Source organism: Streptomyces sp. NRRL F-6676 (assembly GCF_000725625.1).
In the GTDB taxonomy this organism is placed as follows: Bacteria; Actinomycetota; Actinomycetes; order Streptomycetales; family Streptomycetaceae; genus Streptomyces.
On sequence record NZ_JOHS01000046.1, the window covers coordinates 34,989 to 51,670 of the forward strand.

Genomic DNA, 16,682 nt, shown 5'->3' on the forward strand with positions numbered 1-16,682 from the left:
GATGGCACGGACCCGCCGACCCGCCCCCGCGGCGGGTCCTTCCCTCCGCCGGGCGCTGCCCCCGCCGGCCCTGTGCGGATTCCTCCTGTTGCTGGTCGTGGCGTTCGCCGCGGCCTACGCGGTGGGAACCGGCGCGGGGCCGGTCGCGCCCGGCATGCACGGCACCCAGGTGACCCGGGACGGCGGCGGGGGAGACGGCGGCACGGACTCCGGCGGGATGGAGATGGGGGACATGGGAGAGGGAGGCGGTCACTGATGGCGGCGGAACCCGTCATCGGACCGGCCGCCGCGGAGGTCGTGACCGACCTGCTCGTCGGCGGGATGACGTGCGGGGCCTGTGTGCAGCGCGTCGAGAAGAAGCTCGGGCGGCTGGACGGGGTCACCGCGGCGGTCAACCTGGCCACCGGCCGGGCCCGGGTACGGCACCCCTCCGGCGTCGGCCCGCGGGAGCTGATCGCCACCGTCGAGCGCGCCGGGTACACGGCCGCGCTCCCCGCACCGCCGGTCCGGCGGAAGCAGGCGGACGGGGAGATCGGAATGGTCGGGGGGGCCGGGGAGGACGGGGCCGGCGCCGGGGAACCGCGGCGGGAACGCGACCGGCTGGTGGTCACGGTGCTGCTCGCCCTGCCGGTCATGGCCCTCTCGATGGTCCCCGCGCTTCAGTTCCGCGACTGGCAGTGGCTGTGCTTCGTGCTCGCCGCGCCCGTCGTCGTCTGGGGCGCCCGGCCGTTCCACGTCCGGGCGGCCCGCGGGCTGCGGCACGCGGCGGCGACCATGGACACGCTCGTCTCCCTCGGCGTCCTGGCCTCCTTCGCCTGGTCCTGCTACGCCCTCTTCCTGGGTGGCGCGGGCGCCCCCGGCATGCGGATGCCGTTCAGCCTCGTACCGTCCACCACCGGTGGCGTCGTCCCGATGTACCTCGAAGTGGCCGTCGGCGTACCGCTGTTCGTGCTCGTCGGCCGGTTCCTGGAGGCGCGTGCGCGGCGGGGGACCGGTGCGGCCCTGCGCTCGCTGGCCCGGCTCGCCGCCAAGGAGGTGTCCGTACGCGAGGACGGGCGCGAACGCCTAATTCCCATCGAGGAGTTGCGCGTCGGGCAGGTCTTCGTCGTACGGCCCGGGGAGCGGCCGGCCACCGACGGGGTCGTCGTGGAGGGCAGCTCCGCGCTCGACCTCTCCCTGGTCACCGGGGAGAGCGAACCGGTGGAGGTGGGTCCCGGCGCCCCGGTGACCGGCGGTGCCGTGAACGCCGGGGGACTGCTCCTGGTGCGGGCCACGGCCGTCGGCGCCGACACCCAACTGGCGCGGATCACCGCTCTGGTGACCGAGGCCCAGGCGGGCAAGGCACGCGCCCAGCGGCTCGCGGACAGGGTCGCCGGGGTCTTCGTCCCGGTCGTCCTCGTCCTCGCCGTCACGGTGCTCGGGTTCTGGCTCGGTGCGGGGGCGGAGCCGCAGGCCGCGCTCACCGCCTGTGTGGCCGTGCTGGTCGTGGCGTGCCCGTGCGCCCTGGGCCTGGCGACCCCGACCGCGCTGATGGCCGCCACCGGCCGGGGCGCCCAGCTCGGTGTCCTGGTCAACGGGCCCCGGGCACTGGAGAGTCTGCGGCACCTGGACGCCGTGGTGCTCGACAAGACCGGCACGCTCACCTCCGGGCACATGAGCGTCGCCCGGGTCACCACGGTGCCGGGCGGACTCGACGAGGAGACGGCAGTACGGCTGGCGGCGGCGGTCGAGCAGGGCTCGGAACACCCGCTGGGCCGTGCGGTGGTGGCGTACGCACGGCGTACCGCGCCCGGGCGCGGACTCCCCGCCGTCGAGGACTTCGAGGCCCTGCCGGGGCGGGGCGTGCGTGGACGGGTGGAGGGCAGACGTGTCGAGGTCGGCGCGCCGGACGACGAACTGCCCGACTCTCTCGCCGGTGCGCTGACGACCACCGGGGCGGGCGGCGCCCGTACCCCGGTCGTGGTCCGCGTCGACGGCACGGTCGCGGCGCTCCTCCAGATCGGCGACGTGCTGCGGCCGGGCAGCTACCGGGCCGTGGAACGGCTGCGGCAGCTCGGGGTGCGTCCGGTTCTCGCCACCGGCGACCGCGTGGAACCGGCCCGCGCCGTCGCCGGGGAGCTGCGTATCGAGGAGGTGCACGCGCGCTGCTCGCCCGAGGGCAAGGCGGCGCTCGTACGGGAGTTGCGGGAGCAGGGGTACCGGGTCGCGGTCGTCGGCGACGGCGTCAACGACGCGGCCGCCCTGGCCGGGGCCGACCTCGGCATCGCCATGGGCACCGGCGCCGATGTGGCGATCGGCGCCGCCGACGTGACGCTCGTCCGCGGTGACATCGAGGCCCTCGCCGACGCCGTACGGCTGGCCCGCGCCACGCTTGGCACCGTCCGCGCCAATCTGCTCTGGGCGTTCGGCTACAACCTGGTGACCGTGCCGCCGGCCATGGTCGGCCTGCTCAACCCCATGCTCGCCGCGGCGGCCATGTCCGTCAGCTCGCTGCTCGTGGTGGGCAACAGCCTGCGGCTGCGCGCCTGGCAGCCGTCACCGGCCGGCCGGCGGCGTACGGCGTCCGCACCGCGCGCCCGGGCGGCGCTGTGACGCCCGGAGCGGCCCCCGCCGCCCGCACCCGGACCGAGACCGGCACCGGCACCGGCACCGGCACCGCCGCCGCCGACGCCGACGCCGTGAAGGAAGCGCCGATGACCCCGCACCCCTGGCGCCCCACCCGCCGGCGCCTGAAGGACACCGTCCTGGCCGGCCTCGCCCCCGTCTGCGCCGCCGTCCTCGCGCTCGGCGGTCTCGCCGCGTGGACCGCCTCGGGCAGGGCCGGCAGCCCCGCCCGGATCGCCGTCGCCGACGCCCGGCTCTACCTCCCCGCGCCGGACGCCGTGGAGACCGCCGCCTTCTTCCGCCTCACCAACTCGGGCGGCGCACCGGACACATTGCTCGCGGTGACGTCGTCCGCCGTCGGCCGGGAGATCACCCTGAGCCGCCATCGGATGACCGCCGGGAACGCGGCCTACCGGCAGCTCACCGGCTCGCTGCCGGTGCCCGCGGGCGGCACGGTCGACATGTCACCCCTCACCAGCGATGTGACCGTGCCCGCCTCGCCGCGCTGGCGTACCGGTGATCTCGTCCCCTTCGTACTGCGCTTCGCGCACAGCGGGCCGGTCGAGACGCTGGCGGTGGTGGTCCGTCCGGGGGCGGCCGAGTGAGGCGGCCGGGCCCGGTACACCGATGGATGTGGCGTACCTCACTCGGTATTTCCCCTATTTGCCTTGTGCCATGGTTCAGCCCGGCGAGGGGGGTTACGCAAGAGGGACGAGATGTCCCCGATTGGGAAGGGGGTGGCCGTCGTGGCCACTCACTCGCAGATCGAACAGCACCCGGACCTTCTCGCACTGCGAGCCCGCTACGCCGAGGTGTCGACCCGGCCGTCCGCGCAGGCCGCCGAGGGACTGAGCCTGCTGACCGGCCTGTACCTGGCGATCTCGCCGTGGGTGGTGGGATTCGACGGCAACCCGCTGGGCGTCAGCAACCTGGTGACCGGTATCGCCCTGGCGATCCTGGCGCTGGGCTTCGGCAGCGCCTATGAGCGGACCTTCGGCATGGGCTGGGTCGCCGCCGCGATCGGCGCCTGGGCGATCATCAGCCCCTGGGTCGTGCAGAACGCGGCGGCCACGACCGGCACGGTCGTCAGCAACGTCATCACCGGCGCTGTCGCGGTCGTGCTGGGTCTGACGACGACGGCGATGGGAGCGGCCAAGGGCCGCGCCTGACCCGGCCGGTCACCGGGACCGGCCCGTCGTCGCCGCCGTGAGCGGCACGGTGTGGGGGCCCGGGCGCACTACGCGCCCGGGCCCCCACACCTGTGTTCAGGACGCCAGGACGACCCCGAAGTGCCGTTCCAGGCTGCCGCGGATCGCGTCGCTGGACAGCGCGCGCCGCAGTTGGCCGCGTTCCGCCTCCGACGGGGGAGAGGTGACGACGTCGGCGAACTCGGCCGTGCCGGAGCGCAGTTCGGCCGCGAGCCCGGCGACGACCTGGTAGGCGTAGGGCAGCGACGCGCGGACGGCCGCCACGACGTCCGCGTCGCGGACCTCGCCCGCCTCGGCCTCGGCGAGCGGCTGCGGGGGGACGTCGGGTGACATGGGGCTGTCCTGTCTGTTCCGTGGCGGGATGTCGAGGAGTCCGTGGCGGGATGTCGAGGGGCAGAGGGACGGTCAGCGGGAGTCCCGCAGCGCGGCCGGTCCGTGCCGGAAGGAGGGGTCGACCTGCGCCGCCAGGTCCGTACCGGTGGCCCGGTCGCCCCAGGCGGCGGCGTTGCGCAGATGGAACTCGACCGCGTGCCGCTGGAAGGTCTCCCAGTCCTTGGGGCGCGCGTCCACCGCGCGGCGCAGTGCGTCGAGAGCGCCCAGCAGGGCCGGCTCGGGGCCGTCGTGCGGGCGGCCCTGCTCCTGGGCGCGGACGTGGGCGGAGTGCGGGCAGTACGCCAGCAAGTCGTCGCCGACGTGACTCTTGAGGAAGAGCAGGTCGTCCTCGCCGGTCACCTTGTTCCCGACGACCCCGACCGGGATGCCGAACTCGGCGGCGTGCTCGCGGTACTGACGCAGTACCGCGACGCTCTTGCGGGTCGGCTCGACGACCAGGAACGTCATGTCGAACCGGGTGAACAGCCCGGAGGCGAAGGCGTCCGCGCCGGCCGTCATGTCGACGACGACGTACTCGCCGGGACCGTCCACGAGGTGGTTGAGGTACAGCTCGACCGCGCCCAGTTTGGAGTGGTAGCACGCCACCCCGAGGTCCTCCTCGGCGAAGGCACCGGTCACCATCAGCGGCACCCCGGCCACCTCGCGGACGTGCCGGGCGTGGATCTCGTCGTCACCGAGCAGCCGCAGCAGCCGGGAGCCGCGACCCGGGGGAGTGGTCTTCAGCATGGTCTCGCGGGAGGCGATCCGCGGGTTGCTCCCGCGCAGGAAGTCCTTGATCTCGCCGGTCCGCGCACTGAGCGGCGGGGCGCCGAAGGACTCCTCCTCGGGCAGGCCGAGGGCGTGGGCCAGATGCTGGTTGATGTCACCGTCGACGGCGAGGACCGGCACGCCGGAGCGGGCCAGCCGGCCGGCGAAGAGGGCGGACAGCGTGGTCTTGCCGCTGCCGCCCTTGCCGACGAACGCGACGCGCACTACGAGCCCCCTCTACTGAAACTGAAAACGGCTTTCATGAGGCCATCGTGGTGAGGCCGCGCTCCGGCTGTCAAATCGGGGTCGCCCGACTGGCGGAAGACCCCAACTGGACGACGACGGCGGCCCGTTGCGTCACCGCGCGGGACGGCCCGCCCGTTCGCGGGCCGCGGCCGCCGCGGCCTTCGCGCTGCCGCGGTACAGCGGGCCGTGACCGGGGGCGACGACCTCCGCGTCCAGCGCCTCCAGGACCGCCAGCGAGTCCAGCGCGCGGGCCCGGTCGGTGTGGAACATGCCCGGCAGCAACTGCGGCCCGCGCACCCGGGAGGTGGGGTGCGCGGTGACGAGCGCGTCGCCGCTGACGAGTATGCCGCTGTCCGGCAGCAGATAGGCGCAGTGCCCGTGGGTGTGCCCGGGGGAGTGCACCGGCACCGGGGCGCCGGGCAGGTCCAGCGGGCCGGCCGCCACCGGGAACGCGCGGGGACCGGTGACGGGGATGTGCGCGGTCCCGCCCGCGCGCAGCGCGCGCACGGCCCACGGCACCACACCGGGCCGCCACGCCCGGGTGAACACCTGGCCCACGCTCACCTGGTGCAGGAAGTCGCGGCGGGCGTGCGGCACTTCCTCCTCGTGCAGCAGCACCGGCGTGCCGTGCGTGGCGCGCAGATGCTCGGCGGAGCCCAGGTGGTCGTTGTGCGCATGGGTGACGAGGACCGCGGCCACCGCCTCCGGGGCCACCCCGACGGCGGCCAGCGAGGCGTACAGCCGCGCGCGGTCCCCGGGGTACCCGGTGTCGATGAGGACGGCGGTGTCCCCGTCCTTGACGATCACCCAGTTGGTGTCGCTGCCCGCGACCGCGTGGACGTGGTCGTCGATCCGGACGATGTCCTCGTCCCGCAGGGCGGATGCCATGGCTGTTCCTCTCGCCGCGGTGATGCCGTGCCGGGCCGCGGTGGCCCGGCAGGACCGTACTGCCGAGCGGCCCGCGCGGGAGCCCCGGGGCGACGGACCGCCACATGTGACACGGTGGGTACCGGAGAAGTGGATCAGAGAACAGGGAGGCACCCCATGTCCAAGCCGCCGCTTCCGGACGCCGCCGTGGCCATGCTGCGCAAGGCCAACCCGGCCGTCGTCACCACGCTGCGCTCCGACGGCCAGCCGGTCTCCACCGCGACCTGGTACCTGTGGGACGAGGGCCGGGTACTGGTCAACATGGACGAGGGCCGCAAGCGCCTCACCCACCTGCGCAACGACCCCCGGGTCACGCTCACCGTGCTCGACGAGTCCGACTGGTACAGCCACGTCACCCTGATCGGCCGCGTCACCGAGATGCGGGACGACGAGGGCCTGACCGACATCGACCGCCTCTCCCGGCACTACCTCGGCCAGCCGTACGCCGACCGCGACCGCGCCCGCGTCAGCGCGTACATCGAGATCGACCGCTGGCACGGCTGGGGCGGCTTCCGCGACGCGGACCAGACGGCGACGTGAGTCCCAGGCGTCCCTGACGGGGCGCCAGGGGGTTGGCCGGGGAGTGTCTTGCCGGGCCGGCGGGGGGCACGTCACGATGACGTGAGCCACCCGGTGCCCTACGCCCGAGGAGACGCCTGTGGACAGCTACGAGCGGCAGCCCGCGGCCACGAGCGTGGTCGAGGACTTCCAAGACACCCCGCTGGACGAGGTGCCCGAGGCCGCCCTGGATGCGGCCCTGGCCAGGACGGCCCCCGGTGAGGAGGAGCCCGTGGCCGCGTTCCAGTCGTCGCTGCTCTGACCCGGCCGTGACCGCGGCGACGGGTTCCTTCCGCCAGTTCGTGCTCAAGGTGCACAGCCGCTGCGACCTGCGCTGCGACCACTGCTACGTCTACCGCCACGCGGACCGCAGCTGGCGCGGGCGGCCGGTGACCATGTCGGAGGAGACGCTCCGGCTGGCCGCCGCCCGGATCGCCGAGCACGCGGCGGAGCACGGCCTGCGCCGGGTCCACGTCGTCCTGCACGGCGGCGAACCGCTGCTCGCCGGACGGGAGCGGCTGCGCGGCTTCGCCCGGACGCTGCGCTCCGCCCTGGACGGCGTCGCCGCCCTCGACCTGCGGATGCAGACCAACGGCCTGCTCCTGGACGACGCGTTCTGCGCGATGCTCGCCGAGGAGTCCATCGTCACCAGCGTCTCCCTCGACGGCGACGAGGCCGCCCACGACCGGCACCGCGTCCGCGCCGACGGCTCCGGCAGCCACGGGGACGTGGTGCGTGCCGTGCGCCGCCTCAACGCCCCCGCCCACCGCAGGGCCTTCGGCGGACTGCTCTGCACGGTCGACATCGAGAACGACCCGGTGGCCGTCTACCGCGCCCTGGCCGCCCTTGACCCGCCCGCGATCGACTTCCTGCTGCCGCACGCCACCTGGGACCGTCCGCCACCCCGCCCGCGCGGCGCCACCGGCCCCGCCGACTCCACCGGGGCCACCGAGTATGCGGACTGGCTGATCGCCGTCCACGAGCGGTGGGCCGCCGACGGCAGACCCGTGCCCATCCGGATGTTCGAGTCGATCAGCCGGCTCGCCGACGGCGGCACCAGCCTCACCGAGGCGCTCGGGACGGACGACTCCGACCTGCTGGTGCTGGAGACCGACGGCGCCGTCGAACAGGCGGACTGGCTGAAGACCGCCTACCCGGGCGCCCCGGAGACCGGACTGCACCTGGCCACCCACCGTCTGACGGAGGCCGCCGCCCACCCGGGCATCAAGGCCCGCCGCACCGGCGTCGACGGCCTGAGCGCCGCTTGCAGGTCCTGCCGCGTGGTGTCGGTCTGCGGCGGCGGCCTGTACGGGCACCGCTTCCGCACCGCCAACGGCTTCGACAACCCCAGTGTGTACTGCGCCGGCCTCCTCAAGCTCATCGACCATGTGCGCGCCGCCGAACGGAGGCCCACCGGCATGGACCCCGCCCCGGCCGCGAAGGCCGACGCCGGCACCCCAGGGAAGCGGCACCACCTGCCCTGGCCCCGCTTCGACGCCCTGGCCGAGGGCCGGGGCACCGCCGCCGACGTACGCGAACTGGCCGCCGCGCAGCGCAGTCTGCGCACCCAGGCGCTGGCCGCGGGACTGCGGACCGCCCGGCGGCGGCCCGACGCCTCGGCGGCCGGCTGGGAGGCCGTCAACGCGCTGCCCGCCGAGGTCCGCCGGCCGCTGCTCGCCGACCCCCATCTGCGGGGCTGGGCAATGGCCCACGCCGGTGTGCGGCGGCCGGCCGGCGGCCGCCCCGCCGAGGCCGCGCTCGCCGCCACCGCACGCGCCGGAGGACGGCTCGCCCTCCCCGTGCCGCCGCGCCACGGGCCGGACGGCACCGGCATCCACCTCCCCGGCCTCGGCCGGCTGCTGCTGCCCGACGACCCCGCGCCGGACACGCCGAGGACGGTGACCGTCGAGACGGCGGACGGCCGGATCGCCGTCGCCGGACACGTCCTCGGGCGGGACCCGCTGCCGGGCGGCATGCGCTGGCAGCCGCTGCGCCGCCTCACCGCCGACGGCCTCCAGGTCGTCCTCGACGATCTCGAGCCCGCCCGCGACTGCTACGGCGAGGCCGGCACCGCCCACCCGCGCCTGACGCACCGTCAGTTCGAGCGGTGGCAGGAACGGTTCGCCGATGCCTGGCGGCTGATCCGCGACGCGTATCCGGCGTACGCCCCGGGGATCGCCGCCGGCCTCACCACGCTGACCCCGCTGGTCCCCCGGCCGGAGGAGGACGTCAGCGCCACCTCGTGGGGGACCTTCGGCGCGATCGGCCTCGCGCTGCCCCGGACCGCCGACGACCTGGCGCTGCTGCTGATCCACGAGTTCCAGCACGCCGTCCTGTGGGCGCTGTACGACATGTACGACCTCCTCGACCCGGCCGACACCAGCCGCGTCCCCGTCCCCTGGCGCACCGGACCGCGGCCCCTGCCCCTGGCCCTGCAAGGCGCCTACGCCCACCTGGCCGTGGCCGACGTGTGGCGCCTGCGGGCCCGGCGTGCGCGGGCCGGGGCCGGCCCTGACACGGCCGCGGCCCGGCACGCGCGGGCCACGGCGGCCACCTGGCGGAACGGGGTGCTGGAGGTCACCGGCAGGCTGCTGGACACCGGCGCCCTCCTCCCCGAAGGACTGCGCCTGGTCCGCCGGCTGCGTGCGGCGGCGACCGCACTCGCACCGTGATCCCGCTCCCCGCGGCACCCCCGGCCCCGGGCGCACGTGCGCCGCCCGCGCGCCCCCTCGCACAAGCGGAATGCGTCAACCCCTGGCCCCCGGCGGGGATTTCGCGCTCCAATGGTGGATTCAGGGACCGGCCGCACGGTCCGCGTCCGTGCGTGCGGCGACCACCGGGGGACGAGGGGCACGCCATGACTGATCCGGCTCCCGAGCCGGCCGGGACGGCCGGCGCGCCGGACCCGTACGTCTTCTTCCTCAGCTACGCCCGGGTGCCCTCCACGGAGGACGGGGCGAAGGCGGAGAACCCGGACGAGGACCTGGTCGCCTTCCATCGCCAACTGTGCGGCCACATCATGCAGTTGACCGACCACGACGGGGAGCGTCCGCCGGGCTTCCTGGACCGCAGGATGGGCGTGGGCGCCGACTGGGAACGGCGGCTGAAGGAGACGCTCACCGACTGCCAGGTCTTCGTCCCCGTCTACACCAAGCGCTACTTCACCCGTGAGTGGTGCGGCCGGGAGTGGGACGCCTTCGTCCGCCGCCAGGAGGAGCACTCCCGCAGCCGCCCGTACACCGGCAACGCCATCGTCCCCGTCCTCTGGGTCGACCCCCGCCCCCTGACCCTGCCCCGCGTCGCCCGGCGCGTGCAGTACGCGCACCCCGACCTCGGCCAGGAGTACCTCAAGTCGGGGCTGTACGGGCTGCGCGCGAAGGGCTACCACGCCAAGTACCACACGGCGGTGTGGGGCATCGCGCAGACGATCGTCAAGGTGGCCGAGCAGACCCGGCTGGCGCCCTGCGACATCGAACTGTTCAAGGAACTCAGGAACGTCTTCGAGGAGGAACAGTAGGATGCCGCTCTTCTTCCTCAGCTACTCGCACGTCCCCGTGCACCGCGCGGGCCGCGCCCCCGACTTCGACCGGCTCGTCTTCCGCTTCTTCGACGAGCTGTGCGCACGGCTCGCCGCCGCCGGCGGACCGCAGGGGGAGACCGCCGGTTTCGTCGAGCGGCCCGGGGCACCGGCCGGCCAGGCGCTGCGGGCCCTCGCCGAGTGCCGTGTCTTCGTCCCCCTCTACGCCAAGCGGTACTTCACCGACCCCAAGTGCGGCCGGCACTGGACCGCGGTCACCACCCGCCCGGCCGCGAGCCCCCCGGCCGTCGTACCAGTGCTGTGGACGCCGTACCCGCCTGCCGCGCTGCCCCGCGCCGCCCAGTACGACCTGCCCGCGATGCCCGAGGGCGGCGGCGAGGCGGCGGAGGCGTACGCCGCCACAGGACTGCACCAGATGCTCCAGCTCGGCGAGGAACTGGGCGACGCGCGGGCCGCCGAACAGGCCGGCCGGATCACCGCCTGGCTGGCCCGGCGCATCCTGCACGCCGCCGCCACCGTCCCCGCACCGGACGCGGACGGGACCCTGCCGGACCGGGCGGTACCGTCCCGACTGGCCGACCTCGACAACGCGTTCGCCGCCCCGCTGCCCGCCCCGCCGCCGCTGCGCGTCACCGTCCTCGCGCCCACCGAGGACCGGCTCCCCATCGGCCGCGACGAGTCGCGCTACGGCCCGGCCCCGGAGGACTGGCGGCCCTACGGGCCCACGCTCGGCCCGCTCGCCGACCAGGTGCGGGCGCTGGCCCGCAACCTCGGCTTCGCCCCCGACCTGGTGGCCTTCGACAAACTCCGCGCCGAACTGCGCAGCGCGGCCGTCCCGGACGCACCCTGGGTGCTGATCGTCGACCCGTGGGCCCTGGAGGACCCCCGAATCGCCGCCCAGGCACAGGAGTTCGACACCGCCCGGCAGCCCTGGACGGCCGTGCTCAGCGTGCTGCCCGAGGACGACCCGCAGACCAAGGAGCGGTCCGAGCGGCTCGACCGGCTGCTGCACACATGCTTCCCGCGTTTCCTGCGCGAGGGCCGCACGGGGGAGCAGAATGCGGTCCGGGGGCTGCCCGACGCGGACGTGTTCGCGCTGTGGTTCAGCGAACTCGCCGAGTCCGCCAAGATGCGGTACTTGCGATACATTCACTCGCACTTGTCCACCGGGAGCAGCGGCACCGGGGACCGCACGGAGGGCAGGCCATGACCGGCGACGAGGGCAGGATCATCACGTTCTACTCGTACAAGGGCGGTACGGGACGGACGATGGCACTCGCCAACACCGCCTGGATCCTGGCCTCCGCCGGACACCGCGTGCTCGCCGTCGACTGGGATCTCGACGCCCCCGGGCTCGACCGCTTCTTCCACCCCTTCCTGGACGAGGAGAAACTGCGCATCACGCCCGGCGTGCTCGAACTCGTCTCCCGCTTCAGCGAGTCCCTGGTCCAGGTGCGGCACACCGCCGCCGCGCACGGACCCGGCCACGACCCGGTCGAGGCCGTCGCCGTGCCCGACGCCGCCCGGTACGGCGAGATGCTCCCCCTCGACAGTTGCGTGCTGCCGGTCTCCTGGCACTTCCCCGACGGCGGCTGGCTCGACTACCTCCCGGCCGGCACCAAGAACAAGGGCTATCTGACCGCCTTCTCGCAGTTCGACTGGAAGCCGTTCATGGACGGCCCGCTCGCCACCCGCTTCCTGGAACGCCTCAAGCGCGAGTTCGGCGACCGGTACGACTACGTCCTCATCGACAGCCGCACGGGCCTCAACGACATCTCCGACATCTGCACCGTCAACCTGCCGCACACCCTCGTCACCTGTTTCACGCCGAGCAGCCAGAGCATCGACGGCGCGGTCGCCGTCGCCGAACGCATCGAGGAGATGCACCGCGACCGCCGCATCCGCATCCTGCCCGTCCCCATGCGCGTGGAGAACGCCGAGGCCGACCGGCTGGAGGCGGCCCGCGGCCAGTTCCAGTACCGCTTCGACCGCATCCTGCGCCGCCACCTCGCCCCCGGCACCGAACCCGACGACTACTGGGGCAGGGTGGAGATCCCCTACCGCCCCATCTACTCCTACGAGGAGACCCTCGCCCCCTTCCGCGAGGCACCCGGCGACCCCAAGAGCCTGCTCGCCGCCTACGAGAGACTCGCCGAGGTCCTCTCCGACGGCCAGGTGCGCCGGATGGCCCGGATCGAGGAGACCCTGCGCCGAAGCACCCTGGAGCGCTACACCCGGCACCGGCCGCCCCGCGTCTCCGACGTGTACGTCAGCTTCGTGCCGCAGGACCGCAGTTGGGCGCTGTGGGCGGGGGCGGTCCTGGAGGAGGCCGGCTTCAAGGTCCACCTCGCCCAGGAGGGCACCGCCGAGGGCGGCCGGCACCGGCAGGAGATCGAACGCGTCGTCGAGTCCGCCCCGCACACCCTCGTCGTCCTCTCCGAGGCCTATCTGCGCTCCTCCCGCTTCCGCACCACCTGGGAGGCGGTCTACGCGGCCGGCGGCCTGGCGGAGGACCGGCGTCTGGTCTCCATGAGCGTCGAACGGCTGCCGCTCGGCAGCCCGTTCACCGACCGGCTCGCCGACCTCACCCGCTGCGACACCGGGGAGGCCGCCCGCGACGCCCTGCTGGCCTGTTTCGGCCGCACCTTCGCCCCGGCGCCCCGCGAGCACTACACCGGCGGCGAACGCCGGACGCCCCGCTACCCCGGCGCCGAACCCCCGGTCTGGTCCGTCCCGCTGCGCACCGCCTCCTTCACCGGCCGCACCGCGCTACTGGAGCAGATCCGCGAACGGCTGTGCGACGGCGACGGCAGGGCACTGCTCCTCAAGGGCCTCGGCGGAGTCGGCAAGACGCTGCTCGCCCGCGAGTTCGCGCACCGCTACAAGAGCGACTACGACATCGCCTGGCACATCCAGGCCGAACAGCGCAACCTCGCCGTCGAGCAGTTCGCGGCCATGGCCGGACCGCTGGGCGTGACCGAGCGGAAGAACCCCACCGACACCGCCAAGGCCGTCCGCGAGGCCCTCGACCGCGGGGAACCGTACGGCAGCTGGCTGCTGATCCTGGACAACGCGGTCGAGGCGGGCAACCTGCCCGACTTCATGGTCACCGGCCGCAGCGGACACGTCCTGATCACCAGTCAGCGCTCCGAGGGCTGGGGCCGCTACGCCGACACCCTGGAGGTCGGCGTGTTCGAACGAGAGGAGAGCATCGCCCATCTGCGCGGCCGGCTCCCCGACTGCGGCCGGGCCGACGCCGACCAGATCGCCGAGGTGCTCGGCGACCTCCCGATCGCGGTGGAACAGGCCGCCGCCGGCATCGAGCAGTCCAAGGTCAGCGCCCGCGCCTACATCCGCGAACTCCAGTCCCCGGCCACCGGCGCCGCCCGCACCCGCGGCTCCGGCGACGACAAGGTCGGCGACGTCACCCGGGTCAGCGGCGCCACCTGGGAGTTCGCCCTCGGACAATTGCGCCGCAAGTTCCCGCAGGCCGTCCAACTGCTCCAGATCTGCGCCTACTTCGGCCCCGAGCCGATCTCCATGGACCTGCTGGAGGGCGCCGAGGTCTCCCGCGCGCTCGGCGACTCCCGCACCGTCGCCCGCGCCTACCAGGAACTCAGCCGCTTCTCCCTGGTCACCGTCGACCGCAAGATCTGGGGCGTCCAGGTGCACCGGCTGGTGCAGCGCGCCATGCGGGACAGCATGACCGAACAGGAGCGGCAGGCCGCACGGGACGTCGTCTACCGCACGCTCATCGCGGCCCGGCCCAGCAAGGACGACCCCGAGGACCCCAACACCTGGGAGAGCTACCGCGTCATCTGGTCCCACCTCGGCACCCCCTGGGCGCTGAGCGCCCCCGAGGGCGGCATCCGGGAACTCCTCGTCGACCGGGTGCGCCAGCTGCGCCGCCGGGGCGAACTGGCCCAGGCCATGGAACTCAGCGTCCGCTGCGTGACCACCTGGACGGAGAGCGGCCCGGCCGACGACCGCTGGACGCTGCACATGCGCTTCCAGATCGCCAACATCCTGCGCGCCCAGGGCCGTTACGAGGAGTCGCTGGCCCTGGACGAGGAGGTCCGCGAACGCCAGCTCGCCACCCTGCGCGACCCCGACGACCAGCATGTGCTGATGACCACCAGCAGCATCGCCGCCGACCTGCGCGGCCTCGGCCGGCTCACCGAGGCGCTCGACCACGACCGCCGGACCCACCAGCGCTACCTGGAGATCTACGGCGAGGACCACCCCCGCACCCTCGGCGCCGCCAACAACCTCGCCGTCTCCCTGCGGCTGTCCGGCGAGTACTACCAGGCCCGCGCCCTGGACACCAGGACCCTGGAACTGCGCGAGGAGATCCTCCTGCACGACCACCCGCTGACCATCGAGTCCGCCGTGAACCTCGGACGCGACCTGCGGGACTGCGGCGACTACGCGGCCTCCGCCGCGCTGCTGCGGCGCGCCTACGACCGCTGCTTGCAGAACCCCCGGCTCACCCCGGGCTCACCGACCGTGCTGAACACCGCCAAGGGCCTGGCCGGGGCGCTGCGCCGGACGGGCAGGCCGGCCGAGGCGCAGGAACTCCTGGAACACGTCCTCAAGCACGGGCAGGACGGCGAGAAGGGCGCCTCCCCGGAGCGGCTGCTCGTGGAGATGAGCCTGGCGGGCGACCTGGCCGCGCAGGGCCGCAGGGACGAGGGGCTGCGGCTGATCCGCCGGGTCCTCGGCGACCTCCGGGACAGCCTCGGCGAGGACCACCCCCAGACGGTGGCGTGCTCGGCCAACTACGCGGTCATGCTGCTCGGCGACATCGGCACCGGCCCGGACCCCGCGACCGCCGGCGGCACCGGGACACCCGAGGAGGCGGCGCGGGCCCGGACACTGCTGCAACGGGCCCTCGAGGGGTTCACCGCGCTCAACGGCGAGCACCACCCCTACACCCTGGTCTGCCGGGTCGACCTCGCCGCGGCCGACGCCGCCCTCGGCGACCTGGAGGAGGCCCGCACGGGCTGCCAGGAGGCGTACGACCTGCTGCGCGAGGCCCTGGAGCCCACCCACCCCTCCACGCTCACCTGCGCCGCCGACCTGGGCCTGATCCTGGGCCTGCTCGGCCGGCCGCAGGAGGCGCGGAGCACCCTCCAGGCCGCACTCACCGCCCTGGCCAAGCGGCTGGGCGAGGACCATCCGCGGGTGCGGTCGCTGCGGGAGGAGCGGATCACCTGCCTGGAACTGGAGCCGTCGCCGATCTGACCTGGGGCCTGTCGTCCGGATCGGCCCGCAGACGCTGAAACGGCACCGTCGGTCCCCCGCGACCTGATCCGAACGAGGGGCCCTAGCCCGCCCGGTCCCGCACCCAGGCGAAGACCTGGGGCATGGCCGGCAGCGCCGCGAAGTGCGCGACGGAGGGTTGCAGCACCGCCCGGGCGGACGGGAGATGCCGTTCGAGGTAGCGGAAGTGGGACAGCGGCGCGAAGACGTCGTGCTCGCCGTGCCAGAGCAGCACCGGCAGGGAGGGGTCGATCTCCGCCAGCTTGAACTCCCACGGTGTACGGAAGGCGACCAGGTCGTCCACCCAGCCCAGCGGTGCCCGCGGATCCATCCGCGTGGGCTCCGCGCCGGGGGAGCGGGCGTGCCCCACCGCCGACAGATAGTTGACCAGCAGCATCCGCCGCACCCCGGCGTCGGAGACGACGACCCGGTCCACCGCGGGCAGCTCCTCGTCCAGGGAGCGCAGCAGCGAGGCCGGATCGCTCCGGATGGCCTCGGCGTTGCGCGCGAGCAGGGCGCCCAGCTCCGCCACGTCGGGCGCGCACCGGTCCAGGAGCCGATAGGTGGCGACGTTCGACGGCGACATGTCCTCGAACCAGTCCAGCTCCGCGCCGTCGGCGTCCGGCGGGGCGGTCGAGACCAGTGCGGCGACGCTCGCCACCCGCCCCCCGGGGTTGATCGCGGCCAGCGCGAGGGCGTGCGGCCCCCCGCCCGACCTGCCCACCACCGAGTAGTGCGCCAGCCGGAGCTCCCGCGCGATCGCATCGACGTCCGTGGCGGCGTCGGCGACCGTCCGTCCCGGGTCCCGGCCGGAGTCGCCGTAGCCGGGCCGGTCGTAGGCGATCAGCCGGACGCCGAGCTTGTGCAGGTCGAACGTGCGGGGCCGGGGGCCGAGCCGGCTGCCGGGGGTTCCGTGCAGCAGGAAGACGGGGTGCGCGTCCTCGTCGCCCCATGTCTGGTAGACGAGGGTCCGGGTCCGCCCCGGGCCGTCCGGCTCACGGACCGGCACCTCGACACTTCCGACCACCCGATGTCCTCCCGTCGCCAGCGGCGGTGTACTGGAGCGGGACCCTCCCAGGATTCTGCACGGGCGACCCCCGCGTAAGGGGCGGTTCAGCCGTTCTGACACGGCGAACCGCGCCCACGCTAGTGCACGCCACGGTGCCCCTGTGGGCGGATCGCCCAGTGCGGAGGGGGGT

At 74.3% G+C, this 16,682-nt stretch carries 13 protein-coding genes and 1 pseudogene; 10 read left to right on the forward strand and 4 right to left on the reverse strand.

Annotated elements, in window-relative coordinates; all coding sequences use genetic code 11:
• Position 1 precedes the first annotated feature (1 nt).
• The 4 genes from IO29_RS24335 to IO29_RS24350 all read left to right on the forward strand — a co-directional run bounded on the left by IO29_RS24335 (position 2) and on the right by IO29_RS24350 (position 3,773).
• On the forward strand, positions 2-256 hold the full coding sequence (locus IO29_RS24335; protein ID WP_030381589.1) for a hypothetical protein: 255 nt from the start codon (positions 2-4) through the stop codon (positions 254-256).
• Positions 256-2,592 (forward strand): heavy metal translocating P-type ATPase, encoded by a 2,337-nt coding sequence (locus IO29_RS24340; RefSeq protein ID WP_030381590.1) that lies wholly within the window; start codon positions 256-258, stop codon positions 2,590-2,592. The genes IO29_RS24335 and IO29_RS24340 overlap by 1 nt, the downstream gene beginning before the upstream one ends.
• Positions 2,593-2,693: 101 nt before the next feature.
• On the forward strand, positions 2,694-3,209 hold the full coding sequence (locus tag IO29_RS24345; protein ID WP_030381591.1) for a copper chaperone PCu(A)C: 516 nt from the start codon (positions 2,694-2,696) through the stop codon (positions 3,207-3,209).
• Between the two features lie 141 nt (positions 3,210-3,350).
• Positions 3,351-3,773: an SPW repeat protein gene (locus tag IO29_RS24350; RefSeq protein WP_033226338.1), complete on the forward strand. Its 423-nt coding sequence runs from the start codon at positions 3,351-3,353 to the stop codon at positions 3,771-3,773.
• A 102-nt stretch (positions 3,774-3,875) separates the two neighbouring features.
• On the opposite strand, the pseudogene IO29_RS24355 reads toward IO29_RS24350, so the two are convergent.
• From IO29_RS24355 to IO29_RS24365, 3 genes and pseudogenes are all read right to left on the reverse strand, one after another.
• A pseudogene (locus IO29_RS24355) lies at positions 3,876-4,145 on the reverse strand (SCO5389 family protein); the annotation flags it as partial.
• Between the two features lie 72 nt (positions 4,146-4,217).
• Entirely contained in the window at positions 4,218-5,177 is a 960-nt protein-coding gene (locus tag IO29_RS24360) for an ATP-binding protein (RefSeq protein WP_030381594.1), read from the reverse strand.
• Positions 5,178-5,309: 132 nt separating this feature from the next.
• Positions 5,310-6,086: an MBL fold metallo-hydrolase gene (locus IO29_RS24365; RefSeq protein ID WP_030381595.1), complete on the reverse strand. Its 777-nt coding sequence runs from the start codon at positions 6,084-6,086 to the stop codon at positions 5,310-5,312.
• Between the two features lie 156 nt (positions 6,087-6,242).
• Here IO29_RS24365 and IO29_RS24370 point away from each other — a divergent pair, with 156 nt between their 5' ends.
• The 6 genes from IO29_RS24370 to fxsT all read left to right on the forward strand — a co-directional run bounded on the left by IO29_RS24370 (position 6,243) and on the right by fxsT (position 15,465).
• Complete coding sequence (locus IO29_RS24370) at positions 6,243-6,665, forward strand: PPOX class F420-dependent oxidoreductase (RefSeq protein ID WP_030381596.1); 423 nt, start codon at positions 6,243-6,245, stop codon at positions 6,663-6,665.
• A 118-nt stretch (positions 6,666-6,783) separates the two neighbouring features.
• Positions 6,784-6,945: an FxSxx-COOH cyclophane-containing RiPP peptide gene (gene fxsA, locus IO29_RS36035; protein WP_063738112.1), complete on the forward strand. Its 162-nt coding sequence runs from the start codon at positions 6,784-6,786 to the stop codon at positions 6,943-6,945.
• A 7-nt stretch (positions 6,946-6,952) separates the two neighbouring features.
• A complete protein-coding gene (locus IO29_RS24375) occupies positions 6,953-9,355 on the forward strand; it encodes an FxsB family cyclophane-forming radical SAM/SPASM peptide maturase (RefSeq protein ID WP_030381597.1) in 2,403 nt (800 codons plus the stop codon).
• Between the two features lie 185 nt (positions 9,356-9,540).
• A complete protein-coding gene (locus tag IO29_RS24380; RefSeq protein ID WP_030381598.1) occupies positions 9,541-10,200 on the forward strand; it encodes a TIR-like protein FxsC in 660 nt (219 codons plus the stop codon).
• A gap of 1 nt (position 10,201) precedes the next feature.
• Positions 10,202-11,431: an FxsC protein gene (fsxC, locus tag IO29_RS24385; RefSeq protein ID WP_030381599.1), complete on the forward strand. Its 1,230-nt coding sequence runs from the start codon at positions 10,202-10,204 to the stop codon at positions 11,429-11,431.
• Positions 11,428-15,465 carry an FxSxx-COOH system tetratricopeptide repeat protein gene (gene fxsT / locus IO29_RS24390; RefSeq protein WP_030381600.1) on the forward strand — a complete coding sequence of 1,346 codons (4,038 nt, stop codon included), beginning with the start codon at positions 11,428-11,430 and terminating at the stop codon, positions 15,463-15,465. The genes fsxC and fxsT overlap by 4 nt, the downstream gene beginning before the upstream one ends.
• An 82-nt stretch (positions 15,466-15,547) precedes the next feature.
• Here the strand turns inward: fxsT and IO29_RS24395 are convergent, their stop codons facing one another.
• Complete coding sequence (locus tag IO29_RS24395; protein WP_030381601.1) at positions 15,548-16,510, reverse strand: alpha/beta fold hydrolase; 963 nt, start codon at positions 16,508-16,510, stop codon at positions 15,548-15,550.
• Positions 16,511-16,682 lie beyond the last annotated feature (172 nt).

Excerpts from the sequence above, each read along its gene's own strand:
- IO29_RS24340 (WP_030381590.1), top strand. The coding sequence starts at position 256 with ATGGCGGCGGAACCCGTCATCGGACCGGCCGCCGCGGAGGTCGTGACC.
- fsxC (WP_030381599.1), top strand. The coding sequence starts at position 10,202 with ATGCCGCTCTTCTTCCTCAGCTACTCGCACGTCCCCGTGCACCGCGCG.
- IO29_RS24380 (WP_030381598.1), top strand. The coding sequence starts at position 9,541 with ATGACTGATCCGGCTCCCGAGCCGGCCGGGACGGCCGGCGCGCCGGAC.
- IO29_RS24345 (WP_030381591.1), top strand. The coding sequence starts at position 2,694 with ATGACCCCGCACCCCTGGCGCCCCACCCGCCGGCGCCTGAAGGACACC.
- IO29_RS24365 (WP_030381595.1), bottom strand. The coding sequence starts at position 6,086 with ATGGCATCCGCCCTGCGGGACGAGGACATCGTCCGGATCGACGACCAC.
- fxsT (WP_030381600.1), top strand. The coding sequence starts at position 11,428 with ATGACCGGCGACGAGGGCAGGATCATCACGTTCTACTCGTACAAGGGC.
- IO29_RS24335 (WP_030381589.1), top strand. The coding sequence starts at position 2 with ATGGCACGGACCCGCCGACCCGCCCCCGCGGCGGGTCCTTCCCTCCGC.
- IO29_RS24370 (WP_030381596.1), top strand. The coding sequence starts at position 6,243 with ATGTCCAAGCCGCCGCTTCCGGACGCCGCCGTGGCCATGCTGCGCAAG.